Annotated in this window: 19 protein-coding genes; 6 read left to right on the forward strand and 13 right to left on the reverse strand. The window is 69.3% G+C overall.

All coding sequences use genetic code 11. The features are described from left to right. Window positions 1–69: 69 nt before the first annotated feature. A complete protein-coding gene (locus OG496_RS34730; RefSeq protein WP_366489314.1) occupies window positions 70–1,020 on the forward strand; it encodes a YihY/virulence factor BrkB family protein in 951 nt (316 codons plus the stop codon). Here OG496_RS34730 and OG496_RS34735 read toward each other — a convergent pair. Then, window positions 971–2,287, reverse strand: a complete 1,317-nt coding sequence (locus OG496_RS34735) for a D-alanyl-D-alanine carboxypeptidase family protein (protein WP_405973717.1) — start codon at window positions 2,285–2,287, stop codon at window positions 971–973. The two genes, OG496_RS34730 and OG496_RS34735, sit on opposite strands and share 50 nt — an antisense overlap. A 91-nt stretch (window positions 2,288–2,378) precedes the next feature. On the opposite strand from OG496_RS34735, the gene OG496_RS34740 reads away from it, so the two are divergent. The 4 genes from OG496_RS34740 (at window position 2,379) to OG496_RS34755 (ending at window position 6,171) form a co-directional block, all read left to right on the forward strand. Beyond that, on the forward strand, window positions 2,379–2,618 hold the full coding sequence (locus OG496_RS34740) for an SCO4848 family membrane protein (RefSeq protein WP_366489316.1): 240 nt from the start codon (window positions 2,379–2,381) through the stop codon (window positions 2,616–2,618). Window positions 2,619–2,622: 4 nt separating this feature from the next. Further along, entirely contained in the window at window positions 2,623–3,885 is a 1,263-nt protein-coding gene (locus OG496_RS34745; RefSeq protein WP_405973718.1) for a metallophosphoesterase, read from the forward strand. A 196-nt stretch (window positions 3,886–4,081) separates the two neighbouring features. Next, the gene (locus OG496_RS34750) at window positions 4,082–5,638 is read left to right on the forward strand and encodes an ABC transporter substrate-binding protein (protein WP_405973719.1); all 1,557 of its coding nucleotides are present in this window, start codon (window positions 4,082–4,084) and stop codon (window positions 5,636–5,638) included. A 128-nt stretch (window positions 5,639–5,766) separates the two neighbouring features. Next, the gene (locus OG496_RS34755; RefSeq protein ID WP_327401783.1) at window positions 5,767–6,171 is read left to right on the forward strand and encodes an ATP-binding protein; all 405 of its coding nucleotides are present in this window, start codon (window positions 5,767–5,769) and stop codon (window positions 6,169–6,171) included. Window positions 6,172–6,201: 30 nt separating this feature from the next. On the opposite strand, the gene OG496_RS34760 is transcribed toward OG496_RS34755, so the two are convergent. Together OG496_RS34760 and OG496_RS34765 are read right to left on the reverse strand one after the other, a co-directional pair. Then, entirely contained in the window at window positions 6,202–7,656 is a 1,455-nt protein-coding gene (locus OG496_RS34760) for a HAMP domain-containing sensor histidine kinase (protein ID WP_366489320.1), read from the reverse strand. Then, window positions 7,653–8,339 carry a response regulator transcription factor gene (locus OG496_RS34765; RefSeq protein ID WP_366489322.1) on the reverse strand — a complete coding sequence of 229 codons (687 nt, stop codon included), beginning with the start codon at window positions 8,337–8,339 and terminating at the stop codon, window positions 7,653–7,655. The genes OG496_RS34760 and OG496_RS34765 overlap by 4 nt, the downstream gene beginning before the upstream one ends. A gap of 188 nt (window positions 8,340–8,527) precedes the next feature. Between OG496_RS34765 and OG496_RS34770 the strand changes: the two genes are divergently transcribed. Next, on the forward strand, window positions 8,528–10,930 hold the full coding sequence (locus tag OG496_RS34770; RefSeq protein ID WP_405976766.1) for an MMPL family transporter: 2,403 nt from the start codon (window positions 8,528–8,530) through the stop codon (window positions 10,928–10,930). Between the two features lie 22 nt (window positions 10,931–10,952). On the opposite strand, the gene OG496_RS34775 is transcribed toward OG496_RS34770, so the two are convergent. The 10 genes from OG496_RS34775 to OG496_RS34820 all read right to left on the reverse strand — a co-directional run bounded on the left by OG496_RS34775 (window position 10,953) and on the right by OG496_RS34820 (window position 18,392). Beyond that, entirely contained in the window at window positions 10,953–11,756 is an 804-nt protein-coding gene (locus OG496_RS34775) for a TetR family transcriptional regulator (RefSeq protein WP_405973720.1), read from the reverse strand. An 11-nt stretch (window positions 11,757–11,767) separates the two neighbouring features. Then, window positions 11,768–12,304: a thiol-disulfide oxidoreductase DCC family protein gene (locus tag OG496_RS34780; protein WP_405973721.1), complete on the reverse strand. Its 537-nt coding sequence runs from the start codon at window positions 12,302–12,304 to the stop codon at window positions 11,768–11,770. Then, window positions 12,301–12,708, reverse strand: coding sequence for a hypothetical protein (locus OG496_RS34785; RefSeq protein WP_033280152.1), 408 nt, complete (start codon window positions 12,706–12,708; stop codon window positions 12,301–12,303). The genes OG496_RS34780 and OG496_RS34785 overlap by 4 nt, the downstream gene beginning before the upstream one ends. A gap of 96 nt (window positions 12,709–12,804) precedes the next feature. Next, the gene (locus OG496_RS34790; protein ID WP_405973722.1) at window positions 12,805–13,215 is read right to left on the reverse strand and encodes a VOC family protein; all 411 of its coding nucleotides are present in this window, start codon (window positions 13,213–13,215) and stop codon (window positions 12,805–12,807) included. An 80-nt stretch (window positions 13,216–13,295) separates the two neighbouring features. Beyond that, a complete protein-coding gene (locus tag OG496_RS34795) occupies window positions 13,296–13,904 on the reverse strand; it encodes a Uma2 family endonuclease (protein WP_405973723.1) in 609 nt (202 codons plus the stop codon). A 157-nt stretch (window positions 13,905–14,061) separates the two neighbouring features. Beyond that, window positions 14,062–14,841, reverse strand: coding sequence for a succinate dehydrogenase iron-sulfur subunit (locus OG496_RS34800; protein ID WP_317884797.1), 780 nt, complete (start codon window positions 14,839–14,841; stop codon window positions 14,062–14,064). Further along, window positions 14,841–16,595, reverse strand: coding sequence for a succinate dehydrogenase flavoprotein subunit (gene sdhA, locus OG496_RS34805; protein ID WP_019055697.1), 1,755 nt, complete (start codon window positions 16,593–16,595; stop codon window positions 14,841–14,843). Before sdhA ends, OG496_RS34800 begins: the two co-directional genes overlap by 1 nt. Window positions 16,596–16,625: 30 nt before the next feature. After that, window positions 16,626–17,108 (reverse strand): succinate dehydrogenase hydrophobic membrane anchor subunit, encoded by a 483-nt coding sequence (locus OG496_RS34810; protein WP_026150201.1) that lies wholly within the window; start codon window positions 17,106–17,108, stop codon window positions 16,626–16,628. 5 nt (window positions 17,109–17,113) lie between these two features. Beyond that, window positions 17,114–17,494 (reverse strand): succinate dehydrogenase, cytochrome b556 subunit, encoded by a 381-nt coding sequence (gene sdhC / locus OG496_RS34815; protein ID WP_356053282.1) that lies wholly within the window; start codon window positions 17,492–17,494, stop codon window positions 17,114–17,116. A 262-nt stretch (window positions 17,495–17,756) separates the two neighbouring features. After that, window positions 17,757–18,392: a 2-oxo-4-hydroxy-4-carboxy-5-ureidoimidazoline decarboxylase gene (locus OG496_RS34820; protein WP_405973724.1), complete on the reverse strand. Its 636-nt coding sequence runs from the start codon at window positions 18,390–18,392 to the stop codon at window positions 17,757–17,759. Between the last annotated feature and the right edge of the window lie 96 nt (window positions 18,393–18,488).

An 18,488-nucleotide genomic window follows, 5' to 3' on the forward strand; every position in this document is an offset into this window, starting at 1 on the left:
CGACGGCACGCGCGCGTGTTTGCGGGGTACCCGCACATCGGTCTCCCCGGAGGAGGGCAGAATCGGATCATGGACTGGCTGAAGAAGCTCCCCTTCATCGGGCCGCTGGTGGCGCGCCTGATGCTCACGCACGCGTGGCGGTCGTACGAGCGGCTGGACCGGGTGAAGTGGTCGCAGCTGGCCGCCGCCATGACGTTCATCAGCTTCATCGCGCTGTTCCCGCTGCTGACCGTGGCCGCCGCGATCGCCGCCGCCACACTGAGCACCGACCAGCAGCACGAACTCCAGGACAAGATCGCCGAACAGGTCCCCGGCATCTCCGACCAGCTCAACATCGGTTCCCTGGTGGACAACGCGGGCACCATCGGTCTCATCGCCGGTGCCGTCCTGCTGTTCACCGGCATCGGCTGGGTCGGCTCGATGCGGGAGTGCCTGCGCGCGGTGTGGGAGCTGCCCGACCGCGACGAGAACCCCCTCCTGCGCAAACTCATCGACACCGGAGTACTGGTCGGCCTGGGCGGCGCCGTCCTCGCGACGATCGCCATCTCCACCGTCGCCTCCGCCCTGGTCGACTGGATCAGCCGCGAACTCGGCCTGGTGCAGGGCGGCTGGGGCGGGATCCTGCTGCGCGTCGCCGCGTTCGGCGTCGCCGTGTTCGTCGACTTCCTGCTTCTGCTCTACGTCCTGACACTGCTGCCCGGCGTCGAACCCCCGCGCCGCCGGCTCTTCGTGGCCGCGCTGATCGGCGCGGTCGGCTTCGAACTGCTGAAGCTGCTGCTCAGCGGCTACATCCAGGGCGTCGCCGCGAAGAGCATGTACGGCGCGTTCGGCGTCCCGGTAGCACTGCTCCTGTGGATGAACTTCACCTCGAAGCTGGTCCTGTTCTGCGCCGCCTGGACGGCGACGCCGAGCAAGGGTGACCCCGAGGACGACGAGTACGACCCGGCCGACGAGACCGAGAACCCCAAGGTCAGGGACGACGGCGCCGGACCAGATCCGGCAGCGGCCAGCGCCGGTTGACCAGGAAGACACCGGCCGCAAGCAGCACCAACAGCCCGCCGGTGACCGCGAGCGCGATCCCGACCCCGCTCGAACCGTCGTCCTCGGAGGCCGTCGCGGTGGCCGACCCACTGGCGCTCGGCTTCGTGGACGTGTCGCCGCCCGCCTCCCCGGTGGCCGTCGCACCCGGCTGTGCGCTCGCCTGCGGGACGTTCTTGGGTGCGACGAGCTCACCCACCGGCTGCAGCTTCCCGTCCGCCTGGAAGCCCCAGTCGAGGATCTTCGCGGCCTCCTTGTAGACCTCGTTGTGCTCGTCCTTCTCCGGGTTCATGACCGTCACCAGCAGCACCTTGCCGTTGCGCTCGGCGACGCCGGTGAAGGTAGCGCCCGCGTTGGTGGTGTTGCCGTTCTTGACGCCCGCGATGCCCGGGTACACCGAGATGTCCGAGTCGCCGCTCAGCAGCCGGTTGGTGTTCTGGATCTCGAAGGTCCCGCGGACCGACTTGCCCTTCTTCTTCGTCGTCTCGCCCGGGAACTTCGCGCTCACCGTCGAGCAGTACTCCCGGAAGTCCTTCTTCTGCAGCCCGGAACGCGCGAACAGCGTCAGGTCGTACGCCGACGAGACCTGCCCCGGCTCGTCGTAGCCGTCCGGCGTCACCACGCGCGTGTCCAGCGCCTGGAGGTCCTGGGCGTGCGCGTTCATGTCGGAGACGGTCCTGGCGACACCCCCGTTCATGTGGGACAGGACGTGCACCGCGTCGTTGCCGGAGCGCAGGAAGACACCGAGCCACAGGTCGTGCACCGTGTAGCTCTCGCCCTCCTTTATCCCGACCAGGCTCGAACCGGCGCCCATCCCGGCCAGGTCGGACGCGACGACCTTGTGCTCGGTCGTCTTCGGGAACTTCGGCAGCACGGTGTCCGCGAACAGCATCTTCAGGGTGCTCGCCGGAGGCAGCCGCCAGTGCGCGTTGTGCGAGGCGAGCACCGCGCCCGACTCGGCGTCGCTCACGATCCACGACCGCGCGGTCACGTCCTTCGGCAGCACCGGGACGCCGGACGTCAGATTGACCTGCGTCCCCGCCTGTCCGAGCCGGGTCCCGCCGACCGACGACATGTTCGCCGGGGGAGTGGCCGTAGGACTCACCGACGAACTGGCCGACGAACTCGGAGTCGCGGTCGGCGTCGGCGTCGGGGCCGCGAGGGCGACGGGCGCGGTGAGCGCGAGGGACGACAGGGCGGCGGAAAGCACCAGCAGGGGTCGCCTGATGGTCTGCAGTGGAGCGGGCACGGACGAGAACGTACATGCCGGGGGACCCGAAGTCCCGTCACCGGCCCCACCCCGGACACGGGCCCCCGGGGACGACGGCGATACTGGACTCATGAAGCTCAGCCGCCCCGTCTCCTGGTTCCTGCTCGCCTTCGGGGTGTGGAGCTGGATCATCTGGGTCACTTTCGTCAAGAATCTCGTCGCGGACGGCAGCGGCCTGGCCTTCGACGACGGCCGCCCGACGGCCTACTTCTGGGTGCACCTGACCCTGGCCATCGTGTCCTTCGTATTGGGGACGGTCATCGGAGGCCTCGGGTTGCGTGGACTGCGCGCACTGCGCGAGACGTCATAAAGAAGTGGCCGTCGTCGTCATCGCTCTCGTCGCCCTGGTCGCGGTCGCCGTCCTCGGCGGCGGGCACTGGTACGTCTGGCGCCGCCTTGTCCGCGACACCACGCGCGCGTGGGGCCCCGCCCGCATCACCGGCACGGCCGTGCTCGTCGTCGGCCCGGTCCTGATGATCGCGGCCCCGGCCGCCGAACGCGGCGGCGCACCCTTCTGGCTTCAGCAAGCCCTGGGCTGGCCCGGCTTCCTGTGGATGGCCCTCGCGATCTACCTCCTGCTGGCCGTCCTCGCGGGCGAGGTCCTACGGCCGCTGCTGCGCCGGCTCCTCGAACGGCGCGGGCGGCCCGGGACGGCCGTGGAAGAGCACGAGGCCCCGACCCCCGCCACGGCCCCCGAAGAAGCCTCTGAAGCGGCCCCTGAAGGGCCGCCGGGCAGTGGTCCGCTCTCCGTCCCCTCCCGTCGGCTCTTCGTCTCCCGTGTCGTCGGGGGCGCGGCCGCCGCCGCGGCCGTCGGGACCGTCGGATACGGCACCTATGGGGTTCTGCGGGGACCGAGCGTCAAGCGGGTCACCGTGCCGTTGGCCAAGCTGCCGCGGTCCGCGCACGGGTTCAGGATCGCGGTCGTCAGCGACATCCACCTGGGGCCGCTCCTGGGGCGGGGGTTCGCGCAGAAGGTCGTCGACACGATCAACGCGACGCAGCCCGACCTGATCGCGGTCGTCGGCGACCTGGTCGACGGGAGCGTCAAGAACCTGGGGCCCGCCGCGGCTCCGTTGGCTCAACTGCGGGCGCGGCACGGGTCATTCTTCGTCACGGGTAATCATGAGTACTTCTCCGGTGCCGCCGCCTGGGTCGAGGAGGTGCGGCGGCTCGGGATCCACCCCCTGGAGAACGCCCGTACCGAACTGGCCGGATTCGACCTCGCCGGGGTCAACGACCTCCAGGGCGAGAGCGAGGGGCAGGGGCCCGACTTCGGGAAGGCGCTCGGCGACCGTGACACCACGCGCGCGTGCGTCCTGCTCGCGCATCAGCCCGTGCAGATCCACGAGGCCGTGAAGCACAACGTCGACCTCCAGCTCTCCGGGCACACCCACGGCGGCCAGTTGTGGCCCGGCAACTTCATCGCGGCGGCGGCCAATCCGACGGTCGCGGGCCTGGAGCGGTACGGCGACACCGAGCTGTACGTCAGCAGGGGCGCGGGCGCCTGGGGACCACCCACGCGCGTGGGGGCGCCGTCGGACATCACGGTCGTCGAACTGGCCTCGAAACAGGCTTAGTTGCCGATGCGGGGGCGCGCCTGCGAACTGGCTGAGAACCGGCTGTGAAACGGGCAATTAACACCCGTCGGTAAGTTCTTTCTCATCTCGGCAGAACCCTCTTCCCCCGGATGAAACTCCTGTGGTTAGGTGATCCGCGCCACTAGGGGAGTGGCATATGCGAGGGGCCCGGGAGGGCCCTTGGGAGGGCACACCGATGCGGTCGGTTCGCATACGGATTCTCGCGACGCTGCTGGTTCTGGCGGCCGTGGGAGTCGGGGGCTGGCAGTTGCTGCCCTCGGACGGGAGCAAGGACAAGACGATCACGGTCGGGACGACGGACGCTGTCACGTCCCTCGACCCGGCCGCCGCCTACGACGCCGGTTCCTGGGCGCTGTACAGCAACGTCTTCCAGTCGCTCATGACGTTCGACTCGGGCGGTACGACACCAGTGCCGGACGCGGCCAAGAGCTGCGCGTTCGTGGGCGGCGGGCTGACGACGTACCGCTGTGTGGTGCGCGACGGGCTCACCTTCCCGAGCGGGCGCGCGATGACCGCCGAGGACGTGAAGTTCTCCTTCGACCGGGTCAAGAAGATCAACTCCGATGTGGGTCCGGTGTCGTTGCTCTCCACGCTGGGCTCGGTGGACGCCTCCGGGATGACGGTCACCTTCCATCTGTCGTCCCCGGACGCCACGTTCCCGTTCAAGGTGGCCACCGGCGCCGGTGCGATCGTCGACAGCACCAAGTACCCGAAGGACGCCCCCCGCAACGGCTACCAGGTCGACGGCACCGGGCCGTACACCCTGTCCACGTATACGAAGGACAAGAAGGCGGTCCTTTCGCCGAACAGCCGCTACAAGGGTGCCGTCAAGAACACTGGGAGCCCGATCGAGCTGCGCTACTACTCCGACTCGGACGCGCTGCAGAAGGCGTACAAGGCGAAGCAGGTCCAGGTGGCCACCCGCCAGCTGCCGCCGAAGATGCTCTCCGGGCTCTCGGCGAGCGACCCGAACCAGCGCGTGTCGGAGGCGGACAGCTCCGAGACCCGCAACCTGTACCTCAACACCCGTAAGGGCACGCCCCTGCACGACGTCCTCGTCCGGCGGGCCATGGCCTGGCTGATCAACCGCGAACAGCTGGCCGCCACGGTGTACGACGGCACGGTCGACCCGCTGTACTCGCTGATCCCCACCGGCATCGTCGGCCACACGACGTCCTTCTTCGACGACTACCCCTCCCAGAACGTCAAAAAGGCGAAGGCACTCCTCGAAGAGGCCGACGTCTCCCTCCCGGTCCACTTCACCTACGGCTACGGCATCGGGCACGGCTCCGGCAAGGAGGAGGCCGCCGAGCTGAAGAAGCAGCTGGAGGCGAGCGGGCTCTTCAAGGTGGACGTCAAGGGCTACGAGTGGACCGACTTCCAGAAGCGCTGGGCGACCGGCAAGCTGGACGCGTACGCCGTCGGCTGGGTCGCCGACTACCCCGACCCGGACACCTTCGGCTCCCCGCTCGTCGGCACCGGCTCGACGATGAACACCGGCTACAGCAACAAGATCGTCGACCAACTCATCCTCAGCAGCCAGAAGTTCGCCGACCGCAGCCGCGTCGACGAGGACTTCCGCGACCTGCAGTCGGACGTGGCCGCGGACGTGCCGCTGATCCCGCTGTGGCAGCGCAAGGAGTACGTCGTGAGCAGCGAGGACGTCGGCGGCATCTCCTATCTCACGGACGGCACCGGCGTGTTCCGGCTGTGGGCGCTGGACTGGATCTGAGGCGATCCCGCGGCATCGGACGTGATGCCGCGGGACTGACCTTTGTTCGATCTTCTGTCCGAGTGACGCCGGTGGGCCATCGCACGCAGCACCATGTGACGGAGGTGTGTGCGGGGTGAGGAGCCGACGTGGTCAGACGCAACGCATTCCGGCTGCCCCGGCACCCGGCTTCCGTGGGTCTCGCCCGGCGCCGGGTCCGGGACCATCTGGCCGACTGGGGACACCGGAGTGACGACCCGGCGCTCCAGGACGCCGTACTGCTGGTGTCCGAACTGGCGACCAACGTCGTACGCCACGGGCCGCTCCTGGAGCGGGAGTTCGAGGTGGCGGTGACGGCCCTCGCGGACGGCTCCTGCCTCATAGAGGTGTCGGACGAGGGCCGCCTCGAACCCCGCCTGCGGGTCGTGACGGCCCTGGAGGAGGCCGGCCGAGGCCTCCACCTCGTGGAGGGCATCGCGGCCGCCTGGGGCGTCTGGAGCCGAGGCCCACACGGCAAGACGGTCTGGGCCCTGGTCCAGGCCGACACCCCCTGACACCCGTGCCCTTCTACGACCTGTCGTGTTCTACGACGGCACCGGCGTCCGCGTCGGCAGGGTCACCGTCACCGCGAGCCCCTCGCCCGGCGCCGTCCGCACCGCCACGTCGCCGCCGTGCGCCTTGACGACGCCCTGCACGATCGCCAGCCCCAGACCGCTGCCCGCGCCGCCGCCCGCCCGGAAGAAGCGGTCGAAGATGCGCGCCGCGTCGTCCTCGCAGAGCCCAGGACCCTGGTCCGCGACACACAGCCGTACGACCCCGTCCTCGCGCTCCACACCGAGCCGCACGGGCACGTCCGCGGGCGTGTGGGTGCGGACGTTGGTCACCAGGTTGCCGAGTATCTGGCGCAGGCCCGACTCGTCGGCGCGCACCAGGAGGGAGCCGTCGGCGCCGACCGTGACGGGCCGCTCCGGCTGCTGCACCCGCAGGTCCTCGGCGGCGTCACGCACCAGGCGGCTCAGATCGACGCTGCGGAAGCGCAGCTCGGGCCGCTGGTCCAGGCGGGCCAGCATGAGGAGTTCGTCGACGAGACGGCCCATACGGTCCGCCTCCGCGTTCATCCGGTCCCAGGCCCGCTTGCGCTCGTCGGGCTCGGTCAGCATGCCCTTGTCGTACAGCTGGAGGTAGCCGCGTATCGCCGACAGCGGGGTGCGCAGCTCGTGCGAGGCGTCGGCGACGAAGCGGCGCAGCTGGGCCGCCGTACGCTCGCGCGTGCGGTACGCCGACTCCACCTGGTGGAGCATGGAGTTGAGGGCGACCCTCAGCTGCTCGACCTCCTGCGTCGGATGGTGGCTGGAGGGCACGCGCCGGGTCAGGTCGCCCTCGGCGATGGCCGTCGAGGTCTCGACCATGTCCTCCAGGGGCCGCATCCGCCGGCGCACGCTCATCATGGTCAGCGCGGCGAGCAGCACGAGCAGCAGGCTGCCGAAGGCGAGGTCCAGCTTGAGGGCCTTGGCCATGGCGTGGTGGAGGCCGCCGGTGGAGGCGGCGATCAGGATGTACGTGCCGTCGGCGAGCCGGGTCCCGATCGCGCGGTACGGGTCGTCGCTCAGTGAGATGTCGCGCGGTGTGCCGTCGGCGGCCAGCGCGGCCGGGTCGCTGAAGAGGGCGGCGAGGGCCCGCTGGTCGGCGGTCGGGGCGAAGCCGGCGATAGTGAGCACCTTGCCCCGGGAGTCGACCGCCGCGAACACCTTGTCCGGGTTCGGCGAGTCGGCGCGCTCCTGGGGCATCAACTGGTCGCCGATGCCGGACAGGGTGCTCAGCATGTTGAGCTGCTGCATGGTGAGCTGCGAACCGCTCAGCGAGTCACGGGACTTGGTCAGCTCGGTGTCGACCTGGGCGAGCAGATAGTGCCGCATGCCCATCAGGCTGACGGCGGTGGCCATGACGATGCCGAGCGCCAGCAGCGCGAGGTTGGCCAGGGTCAGCTTGGCGCGCAGGGAGTGGGCCCCGCGCTCGCAGTTCGGCAGCCGGATGTTCATGCGAGGCCGTATCCGACGCCCCGCCGCGTGGTGATCACGGGCGGTCCCAGGGTCTCCAGCTTGCGGCGCAGATAGCTGATGTAGGTCTCGACGACGGTCGACTCCGGCGGGGTGTGCTCGTACTGCCAGACGTGGCGCAGGAGTTGCTCCTTGGGCACGACCCGGCCGCCGTTGCGCACCAGGAAGCGCAGCAGGGCGTACTCGGTGGGGGTCAGCTCGACCGAGCGGCCCGCGCGGTGCACCGAGTACGTCGTCTCGTCCAGCTCCAGGTCGCCGTAGCGCAGGGGCGGGCGCTGGGGGAGGACGTCGGCGGGGCGGGTGCGGCGCAGGACGGCGGTGATGCGGGCGACGACCACGTCGATGTCGAACGGCTTGGTGATGTAGTCGTCGCCGAAGCCGAGGGCGCCGACGATCTCGGCCGGCGCGTCCCGCGCGGTGAGGAAGACGACCGCCAGGTCCGGCCTGCGGGCGCGCAGTTCGTGCCCCAGGGCGCGGCCGTCGCCGTCCGGGAGCATCACGTCGAGCAGCGCGCAGTCCGGGCGGGTGCGCTCGGCGAGGGCGAGCGCCTCGCGCACGGTGCCCGCGACCATCACCTCGAAGCGGTGGTAGCGCAGCGCGATGGCGAGGACGTCCGCGATGCTCGGTTCGTCCTCCACCACCAGCACGGTTCCTGGAGCCGTCATGCCCCCAGTATCGGCCGGGGCACTGACAGCCGGGCCGGTTCGGTCTTTGGAGTTCCTTGAGAGTCATGGCCGATGCATGTCCACGCGTGCGTGCCGCCGCCAATTCTGTAGCCCAGGACCTGGGGGACCAACCGACCGATCGACCGAGTCAACTCGGTTTCGAATAAGGAGTGTTGAGCGTGGCGGCATTGGCACGGTGGTGCTATCGGCACCGGCTGGTGGTCCTGTTGCTGTGGGTGGGGGCATTGTTCGGCCTGGGCCTGTCGGCCTCGACGGCCGGGACGGACTACGCGAACGTCTTCTCCCTCCCGGACACGGACTCCAAGAGCGCGTACGACCAGATGGCGAAGGCCTTCCCGAACACCTCGGGCGACACCGACACGGTGGTCTGGAAGGTCGACTCGGGTTCGGTGAAGGACCAGTCCGTACGGTCCCAGATCCAGCCCGCGCTCGACAAAATCGCTGACATGAAGGGCGTCGGCGGGGTCACCGGCCCCTACTCCGGTGCCCGGGGCGCGGGGCAGATCAGCTCCGACGGGACGATCGCGTACGCGCAGATCACCTTCGCCGAGCAGGCGAACGCCGTCCCCAAGGACCTCGTCCAGAAGGTCGTCGACACCGCGCAGGACGCCGGAGGCAAGGGCCTCCAGGTCGAACTGGGCGGCCAGGCCGTGCAGCGCGTGGAGGAGCCCCCGGGCGGCATAGCCGAAGGCGTCGGCATCCTCGCGGCGGCCGTCGTCCTGTTCCTGGCCTTCGGCTCGTTCTACGCGATGCTGCTCCCGATCGGCATCGCGATCTTCGGCGTCGGCACGGGCCTGTTCTCCACCCAGCTCCTCAGCCACACCACCGACATCCCCGACCTGGCCCCGCTGCTGGCCACCCTGATCGGCCTCGGCGTCGGCATCGACTACGCCCTGTTCATCGTCACCCGGCACCGACGCGGCGTCCAACGCGGCCTGGATCCCGAGGAGTCGGCGGTCATCGCCCTCAACACCTCGGGACGGGCGGTGCTGTTCGCGGGCGGCACGGTGTGCATCGCGCTCGCCGGGATGCTGGTGACGAACCTGCGCTTCCTGGACGGCGTGGTCATCGGCACCTCGCTCACGGTGGTCCTGAGCGTGCTCGCGGCCACGACGCTGCTGCCCGCCCTGCTCGGCTTCCTGGGCGTGCGGGTGCTCAGCCGGAAGCAGCGCCGCAAGCTGGCCGCGACCGGGGCCGAGCCGGAGCGCACCGACAACCTCGCGGCACGCTGGTCGGCCGCCGTGCAGAAGCGTCCGCGCCGGATCGCCGTGTTCGCCCTCGTCGTCATGGCCGTCCTCGCCTTCCCCATCCTGTCGCTGCGCCTCGGCGCCACCGACCAGGGCAACGACGACTCGTCGACGACCACCAGGCAGGCGTACGACCTGCTCGCCGACGGTTTCGGACCGGGCTTCAACGGCCCGCTCCAGGTGGTCACTTCGGGCGGCGACACCGCCACGCTGGTCGAGGACATCCGGGCGACGAAGAACGTGGCCCAGGTCGCCGCGCTGCCGCCCGCGCACGGCGTGACGGTGATCCAGGTCGTCCCGAAGACCTCACCGCAGTCCGTGCAGACGGACGACCTGATCGACACCCTGCGCGACAAGGTGATACCCGAGGCCGGCGTGACCGGCCACGTCGGCGGCGTGACAGCGATCTCGAAGGACTTCGCGACCGTCACGGGCGACCGCCTCCCGCTCTTCGTCGCGACGATCATCGGCCTGAGCTTCCTGCTTCTCCTGCTCGCGTTCCGCTCGCTCGTGGTGCCGCTGACGGCCGCCCTGATGAACCTCATCGCGGCGGCGGCCTCCTTCGGTGTCCTGGTGGCGATCTTCCAGTGGGGCTGGGGCCTGGACATGCTCGGCCTCGGCAAGGAGGGCCCGATCAACGCCTTCCTGCCGGTCATCATGCTGTCCCTGCTGTTCGGCCTCTCCATGGACTACCAGGTGTTCCTGGTGAGCCGTATGCACGAGGAGTGGGTCCACACCAAGGACAACGCCCGCGCGGTCCGCGTCGGCCTCGCGGAGACCAGCCGCGTCATCAACAGCGCGGCCCTGATCATGGTCTGCGTCTTCCTGGCCTTCGTCCTCAGCGGCAACTCCGGCGCGGCGACGGCGGGAGTCGGCCTGGCCGCCGCGGTCGCCTTGGACGCCTTCATCCTGCGTACGGCCCTGGTGCCGGCCGCGATGCACCTCCTGGGCACGTCCAACTGGTGGCTGCCCGGCTGGCTGGACAAGGCGCTGCCGCACCTCGCGGTGGAGCCGGCCGAGGAGCCCGCTCCTGCCGCCGTGGAGGGCCCGTCCTCGGCCGTCCACGGTTTCGTCCGTACGACCGAGGGTGAGCCCGTGGAGGGCGCCTCAGTGACGCTGCTGTCGGCCGGGGGGCGCCAGCTGGACCGCGTCGAGTCCCTGGCGGACGGTTCGTACATCGTGTCGGTGCCGGGCCCGGGGACCTACCTCCTGGCGACGACGGCCACGTCGTACGGCTCGATCGCCCGCCACGTGGCGGTGACGGACGGCCCGCTGGTCTACGACGTCGAACTCGCGGAGGGCGAGGTGGACGCCGTCAACTGACGCCGTCGACCGGCCTGGGTGCTCAGGGGCGTTCGTCGTCGGCAGGTCCGGCGGCGGACGCCCCGCGCTTCTCCTTCTCCTTCTTCTTCGCCTTCGCCGGGTCGGGCAGCGCGTTGGTCATGCCGGGCAGGAAGTCCGTGAACAGCTCGTGCACCTCCAGGACGAGGGGCCGCAGCACCCTGAAGCGCGCGAGGGACACCCCGCGCGCGGTGAGGCGGGCGCCGCGCTCGGCGAGCCGGTAGCTCCGTTCGCGGCCCTCGGTCCGGTCGAACACCCAATAGAGCACGAGCCCCATCTGGGAGAGCCACATCAACTCCGGGAGCACGTCCCGCAGTTCGGGCGCTACCTTGGTCTTCGCGCCGAACAGCACCTCCTTGTGGACGTCGATGGCCTGCACACGCGCGTGCTCGCTCTCCGCGGAGAACGGGCTCAGCGGGCTGTCCGGGTCGGCGGCGTTCTTGAAGAACTGCACCGCGAACTGGTGGTACGGCTTCGCGATGTCCAGCCACACCCGCAGCACGCCCGCGAGCCGCGCCTCCAGATCGGTCTCCCGGTCCAGCACCTCGCGGACCGCGATCCGGTGCTCCTCGGCGAGCCGGTCGTAGAAGCCCTGGATCAGGTGCTCCTTGCCGGCGAAGTAGTAGTACGCGTTGCCGACCGAGACGCCCGCCTCTTTGGCGATCGCCCGCATCGTCGTCTTGTCGTAGCCGTGCTCCTGGAACAGCCGCATGGCCGTCTCCAGGATCAGCGCACGGGTCTGCTCGGACTTCGCGGACCTGGCGGGCGTACCGCTGTCCTCTTCGGGGCTGTCGTTCTTCGCGGGCACGGGAAGAGAGCCTATCCAGTGGGGCAGGAACCGTCGGCGCAGCCCGGCGCGGTGTAGGTCCACCCCTGGCGCGGGTCGTAGGACCAGCCGTCGCCCCGCCGGTAGGTCCGCCCGCCCCACTGCCGGGCGTTCGCCTGTCCGGCGCCCCACTGCGCCCCGCGCCACTTCGCGGCGGCGAGCACGGCGCCCCTGGCGAGGCGGGCCCCGGCCGGGGTGTTCAACCGGTGGGCCAGGGGCCGCTGTTCGCGCAGGGCCCACAGGGTGACGATCCAGGCGGCGGCGCCCCGGTAGACCTGCCCGGAGTCGCCGACGACGGTGACCTCGTCGAGGGTGGCGCGGTGGTCGAGCCCGGGAAAGCGCTGCCGGGCCTCTTCGGAGGACGCCGGTACCAGCTCCAGGGGCACCAGTTGCGGCTGCCGTACGAGCCAGTCGCGCACGAAGGTGCACAGGGAGCAGTCGGCGTCGTAGAGGACGGTGAGCCCGTGGACCGGGACGCGCGAGGCGTCCCGGTCCTGGGTCCCGCCGACGGCCGGGGCCACCCCCGTCACGCCCCGGCCGTCGGCGGAACCCAGCCCTGCGGCGCGATGGGCGGCACCTGCTCCCGCTCCATGACCCCGCGCCGCCGGATCTTGTTCAGCACGAACACGTTCCCCAGGTGCATCACCCCGAGCACCAGCAGCACCACGCCCACCTTCTTCGACAGGGCCTCGAAGATGCCCCGGGTGTCGTCGATGGTGCCGTCGCCGCTGAGGTACAGGGCGACGAACCCGAGGTTGACGAGGTAGAAGCCCACCACCAGGAGGTGGTTCACCGCCTCCGCGAGTTTTTCGTTCCCCTGGAGGACGTCGGCGAGGAAGATCCGTCCGTTGCGGCTGAGCGTGCGGGCCACCCAGACGGTGAGTCCGATGCTGACGATCAGATAGATGACGTAGGCGATGACCGTGCGGTCCATGCGCCTCCCCCTTCTTGAACACGTTCAAAAACGCTGACAGGAAGAACTGTAGGAGCATTTTTGAACGTGTTCAACTTGCCTGCGCTGGGACCTGCGTCACACCCTCCGCGCTAGCTCCGGCCGCTTCGAGTAGTCGGTGAATCCGATGACGTTGCCCCAGGGGTCGGCGATCTCGACGGTCCACCCGGTGGCCACGGAGAAGGGTGCGTCGAGGAGGGGGATACCGGCGGCGGTGAGCTGCTGTGCCGCCTTCCGCGCGTCCGGGACCTCCAGCCACACGCGGGGCGAGGGCCAGGGGGGTGGCCTGTGTCCCAGCCCGTCTTCCTGTCGCAGGAGAACTCCGGGCGTCTCGCCGCCGACCTTCAGGATCGCGATCCCGGCCTCGTCGAGCCGGAACCCGACGGTGAACCCGGCACGTTCGTAGAAGGGGACCGCCTCGGCGAGGTCCCCGACGGGGAGGAGGACGTTGTCGAAGCCGAGCAGTTCGTACGACTCTTCATCTGACATGCCATCAGGTTAGGTCGATGATCGGCGCAGGCCCGGGATTGCCCGACGATCCTGAGCCGGTTGTGAGCCGGGCGGCGCGGTCAGTCGTTCTTGGGCTGCCCCGCCTTGAGGATCTCCGCGACGTCCAGGGTGACCTTGGCGCCGAGGGTGTCGGGGAGGGTGACGAGTTCGCCGGGGGCGTGGACGCGGTGGCTGGCGTACGTGCCCTCCGCCGGGTCCGTCAGGACGTGGAGGCGCTGGTGCTGGCGGTCGATGATCACGTACACGGGCACGTTGGAACCGGCATAGGCGGCGACCTTGGTGCGCAGGTCGGCCTGGTAGTTGCTCGACGTGACTTCCAGGACGAGGCGGAAAGCGATGGGGTCATAGCAACTGTTCTCGACGAGGTGTTCCTGGAAGTCCGCGTCCACCAGCGCGAAGTCCGGGATCGCGTAGTCCTCGGCGCCGCTGGACAGCCAGAGCCCAATGCCCTGGAGCACCATCGACTCGGTTCCGTGCAATCCGGCTGCGATGAAAGGAACCATGAGGTCGGTCAGGGCGGCGGCGTGAGCTCCGTCCGGGGGCGGGGACATGACGATCAGGTCTCCGATGATCTCGACTCGGTTGCCCGGGTTGCGGTCCATGAGGCGGTTCGCCTCCGCGATCAGCGGACGGTCGCCGTGCGGCTGCTCGACGGGTGCTGCGGACATCACGTGCCTCCCGTGGGCTGTTGTCGAGAGCATCATCGTAGGCCGGGCAGCCCTCAGGAGCCCTGAAAGAGGCGCTTCGCCCGATCGTGGCCCCGCACGCCCGAGGGCCCCGTTCCAAAACAGGAACGGGGCCCTCGGGGACGCACAGGAAAGAACCTCAGAAGCGCCGCGTGATCAGCGCCCGCTTCACTTCCTGGATCGCCTTCGTGACCTCGATGCCTCGCGGGCACGCGTCCGTGCAGTTGAAGGTGGTGCGGCAACGCCACACGCCGTCACGGTCGTTGAGGATCTCCAGGCGCTGCTCGCCCGCCTCGTCACGGCTGTCGAAGATGAAGCGGTGCGCGTTGACGATGGCGGCCGGGCCGAAGTACTGGCCGTCGTTCCAGAAGACCGGGCAGGACGACGTGCAGGCCGCGCACAGGATGCACTTCGTGGTGTCGTCGAAGCGCTCGCGGTCCTCCGCCGACTGGAGGCGTTCCCGGGTCGGCTCGTTCGTGTCCTTCGTGATGAGGAAGGGCATCACGTCGCGGTACGCCTGGAAGAACGGGTCCATGTCGACGACCAGGTCCTTCAGGACCGTCAGACCCTTGATCGGCTCGACCGTGATCGGCTTCTCGGGGTTGAGGTCCTTGATCAGGGTCTTGCAGGCGAGACGGTTCTTGCCGTTGATCCGCATCGCGTCCGAACCGCAGATGCCGTGGGCACACGAGCGGCGGAACGTGAGCGTGCCGTCCAGTTCCCACTTGATCTTGTGGAGGCCGTCGAGGACGCGCTCCTTGGGGTCGATCTCCAGCTGGAAGTCTTCCCAGACCGCTTCCGCCGAGACCTCGGAGTTGAAGCGGCGGATGCGGAAGGTGACCGTGATGTACGGGGAGTCGGCGAAGCCGGGCTCGGGCTGGCCGGCCGCTTCCGCCTTGTCCAGAACAGGGGTAGCCATCAGTACTTACGCTCCATCGGCTGGTAGCGGGTCTGGACGACCGGCTTGTAGTCGAGACGGATGGACTCGGTGCCGTCGTCGCCGACCTCGCGGTACGCCATGGTGTGGCGCATGAAGTTGACGTCGTCGCGGTTGGGGTAGTCCTCGCGGTAGTGACCGCCGCGGGACTCCTTGCGCGCGAGCGCCGAGACCGCCATGACCTCGGCGAGGTCGAGCAGGTTGCCCAGCTCGATGGCCTCAAGGAGGTCCGTGTTGAAACGGCGGCCCTTGTCCTGGATCGAGACGTTGCGGTAGCGCTCGCGCAGCTCCGCGATCTTCTCGACCGCCGTCTTGATCGTCTGCTCGGTGCGGAACACCATGACGTTCGCGTCCATGCACTCCTGCAGCTCGCGGCGGATGACCGCCACGCGCTCGGTGCCCGTGGAGTTGCGCAGGTGCTCGACCTGGTCGATGACCTGCTGCGCCGGGTCCTCCGGCAGCTCGACGTACGACGCCTTCTGCGAGTACTCCGCCGCCGCGATGCCCGCCCGGCGCCCGAACACGTTGATGTCCAGGAGGGAGTTGGTGCCGAGGCGGTTGGCGCCGTGGACGGAGACGCAGGCGACCTCGCCGGCCGCGTACAGGCCCGGGACGACGGTGGTGTTGTCCGTGAGGACCTCACCCTGGACGTTCGTCGGGATGCCGCCCATCGCGTAGTGCGCGGTGGGCTGGATCGGGATCGGGTCCGTGTACGGCTCGATACCGAGGTAGGTGCGCGCGAACTCCGTGATGTCGGGCAGCTTGGCGTCCAGCTGCTCCGGCGGGAGGTGCGTCAGGTCCAGGTACACGTGGTCGCCCTCGGGACCGCAGCCGCGGCCCTCCCGGATCTCCGTGTAGATGGAGCGGGACACGACGTCACGGGACGCGAGGTCCTTCATGACCGGCGCGTACTTCTCCATGAAGCGCTCGCCGTCCTTGTTGCGGAGGATGCCGCCCTCACCGCGGGCGCCCTCCGTCAGCAGGATGCCCATGCGCCAGATGCCGGTCGGGTGGAACTGGAAGAACTCCATGTCCTCCAGCGGCAGTCCGCGCCGGTACACGGCGGCCTGGCCGTCACCGGTCAGGGTGTGCGCGTTCGACGTCACCTTGAAGAACTTGCCGCAGCCGCCGGACGCGTAGATCACGGCCTTCGCCTGGAAGACGTGGATCTCACCGGTCGCCAGCTCGTACGCGACGACGCCCACCGACGTCTTCACGCCGTCGACGTCGGCGATCAGCTGGTCGAGGACGTAGAACTCGTTGAAGAACTCCACGCCCTCCTTCACGCAGTTCTGGTACAGCGTCTGGAGGATCATGTGGCCGGTGCGGTCGGCCGCGTAGCAGGACCGGCGGACCGGGGCCTCGCCGTGGTTACGGCTGTGACCGCCGAAGCGGCGCTGGTCGATCGTGCCGTTCGGCGTGCGGTTGAACGGCAGGCCCATCTTCTCCAGGTCGAGGACCGAGTCGATGGCCTCCTTCGCCAGGATCTCGGCGGCGTCCTGGTCGACCAGGTAGTCGCCGCCCTTGATCGTGTCGAAGGTGTGCCACTCCCAGTTGTCCTCCTCCACGTTGGCGAGCGCGGCGGCCATACCGCCCTGCGCGGCGCCCGTGTGGGAGCGGGTGGGGTAGAGCTTCGTCAGTACCGCGGTGCGGCTGCGCTTCGTCGACTCGATCGCGGCGCGCATACCGGCGCCGCCGGCGCCGACGATGACGGTGTCGTATTTGTGGATCTTCATCAGAATTCCTCAGTCCCTCAGCCCGGTGGCCTAGCGGATGTTCGGGTCGAAGGTGAAGATCACCAGCGTGCCCAGCAGGATGGTGAACACCGTGGCGGTGTAGAGCAGGCCCTTGAGCCACAGCCGGGTGTTCGCGCGCTCCGCGTAGTCGTTGATGACCGTGCGCAGGCCGTTGGCGCCGTGCAGCATCGCCAGCCAGAGCATCAGCAGGTCCCAGACCTGCCAGAACGGCGAGGCCCAGCGGCCCGCCACGAAGGCGAAGCCGATCTTGGAGACACCGCCGTCCAGCACGAGCTGGATCAGCAGGTGGCCGAGGACCAGGACGACCAGCACGACACCGGACAGGCGCATGAAGAGCCAGCCGTACATCTCGAAGTTGCCCCGGGTCGACTTCGGGGTCTTCTTGGTGCGCTTGCGGGGGGCCTCGATGAGGGGCGCGGGGTTGTCCACGGTGTAGACGGACGCGCTCTCCACGGGGCCGATGCCCGACGCTGCGGTTTCAGTCGTAGACATCTGTGTCAGCTCCCGAAGAGAACACGAGCGGCGTGGCCGAGCACGGGGTAGATCGCCCCGATCATCAGCACCAGCCACAGGCCGACGACGGACCAGAGCATCTGCTTCTGGTAGCGCGGGCCCTTCGACCAGAAGTCGACGGCGATGACGCGCAGACCGTTGAGGGCGTGGAAGAGGATCGCGGCGACGAGGCCGTACTCCAGCAGTGCCACGATCGGCGTCTTGTAGGTGGCTACGACCTTGTCGTAGTCCTCGGGGGAGACACGCACAAGAGCGGTGTCCAGCACGTGTACGAACAGGAAGAAGAAGATGAGGACGCCGGTGACTCGATGAGCCACCCAGGACCACATTCCTTCCCGGCCGCGGTACAGCGTTCCAGCCGGCACGGAAGAACCCTCCGGGAGCGGGGATTTAGGGCCGCGCCGGCTTCTCTGTCGGTCGGGCCCGGCCGGGTACGGTCCTCCGGCCCTCAGCATCGTATCCAGCCGTTGACGCGGGTCTTACGGCGGGCCTGCTGGTGTGATCAAAATGGCACGCAAAGGTGCACGTACGGGCTAGTTTCGGGCGGCTAATCGGTGGGGGGTTCGTGTTGTTCGCCGGGTGCGGCGCCGTTGTGGCCGGTCGCGCCCCGCGGCGGAGCCGCGGATGTCACAGCCCCGCGCCCCTGAAAACCCCGGCCAAGCGCCCTCGTGCAAGGCGCCGCAACTCCTCCGCCACCACTACCCGCTCCTCCTCCGGGTCGTTCGTCAGACGTGACCGGATGCCTGCCAGGACGTGGTCCAGGACCTCGTCCGGTGCAATGCCGTCCACGCAGATGACGAACACGTGGCCGAAGCGGGCCTCGTACGCCGCGTGCGCCGCGTCCAGCGCCATGTGGGCCGCCTCGTACGTGTCGTCCGGCAGGACCGGAAGCGACTCGCCCGCCAGGGCCTCCGCCAGGTCCCCCGGCGTCAGGTCGTACGACGCCTCGTCGGACGCGGCGAGCAGGGAGTCGAGGTCGGGGTAGGGGCGGTGGTCGGTGAGGCGGCGGGACCAGCGGAGGCTGTGGAGGCAGGTGAGGAGGGTGTGGCGGGCGTCCTCGGGGGACGCGGCGTTGAACCCCGCCAGTGAATTCGGGGACGGTGAGGTGCGGGACTGCTCGGGCAGCGCCGGTATGGCCACTCGGCCGGGGAGGTGGGGGAGGCGGTGCGCAGGCAGTGTGGATCCTCGCGTCACGGACGGTGCGGCAGGGGATGCGGTGCTGAAGAGTGAGAAGTGCGTCACCACGTTATCGGGAGTGGTCATGAGGTGTCCGACAGATGCCCGAATTTCACCCGGACGGGAGAGTTTCGGAACGCGTGGTGGACACCCGCGATCCACCCGGGGCCGTAGGTTGGCGCC

This window comes from Streptomyces sp. NBC_00988 (genome assembly GCF_045162645.1).
GTDB lineage: Bacteria > Actinomycetota > Actinomycetes > Streptomycetales > Streptomycetaceae > Streptomyces.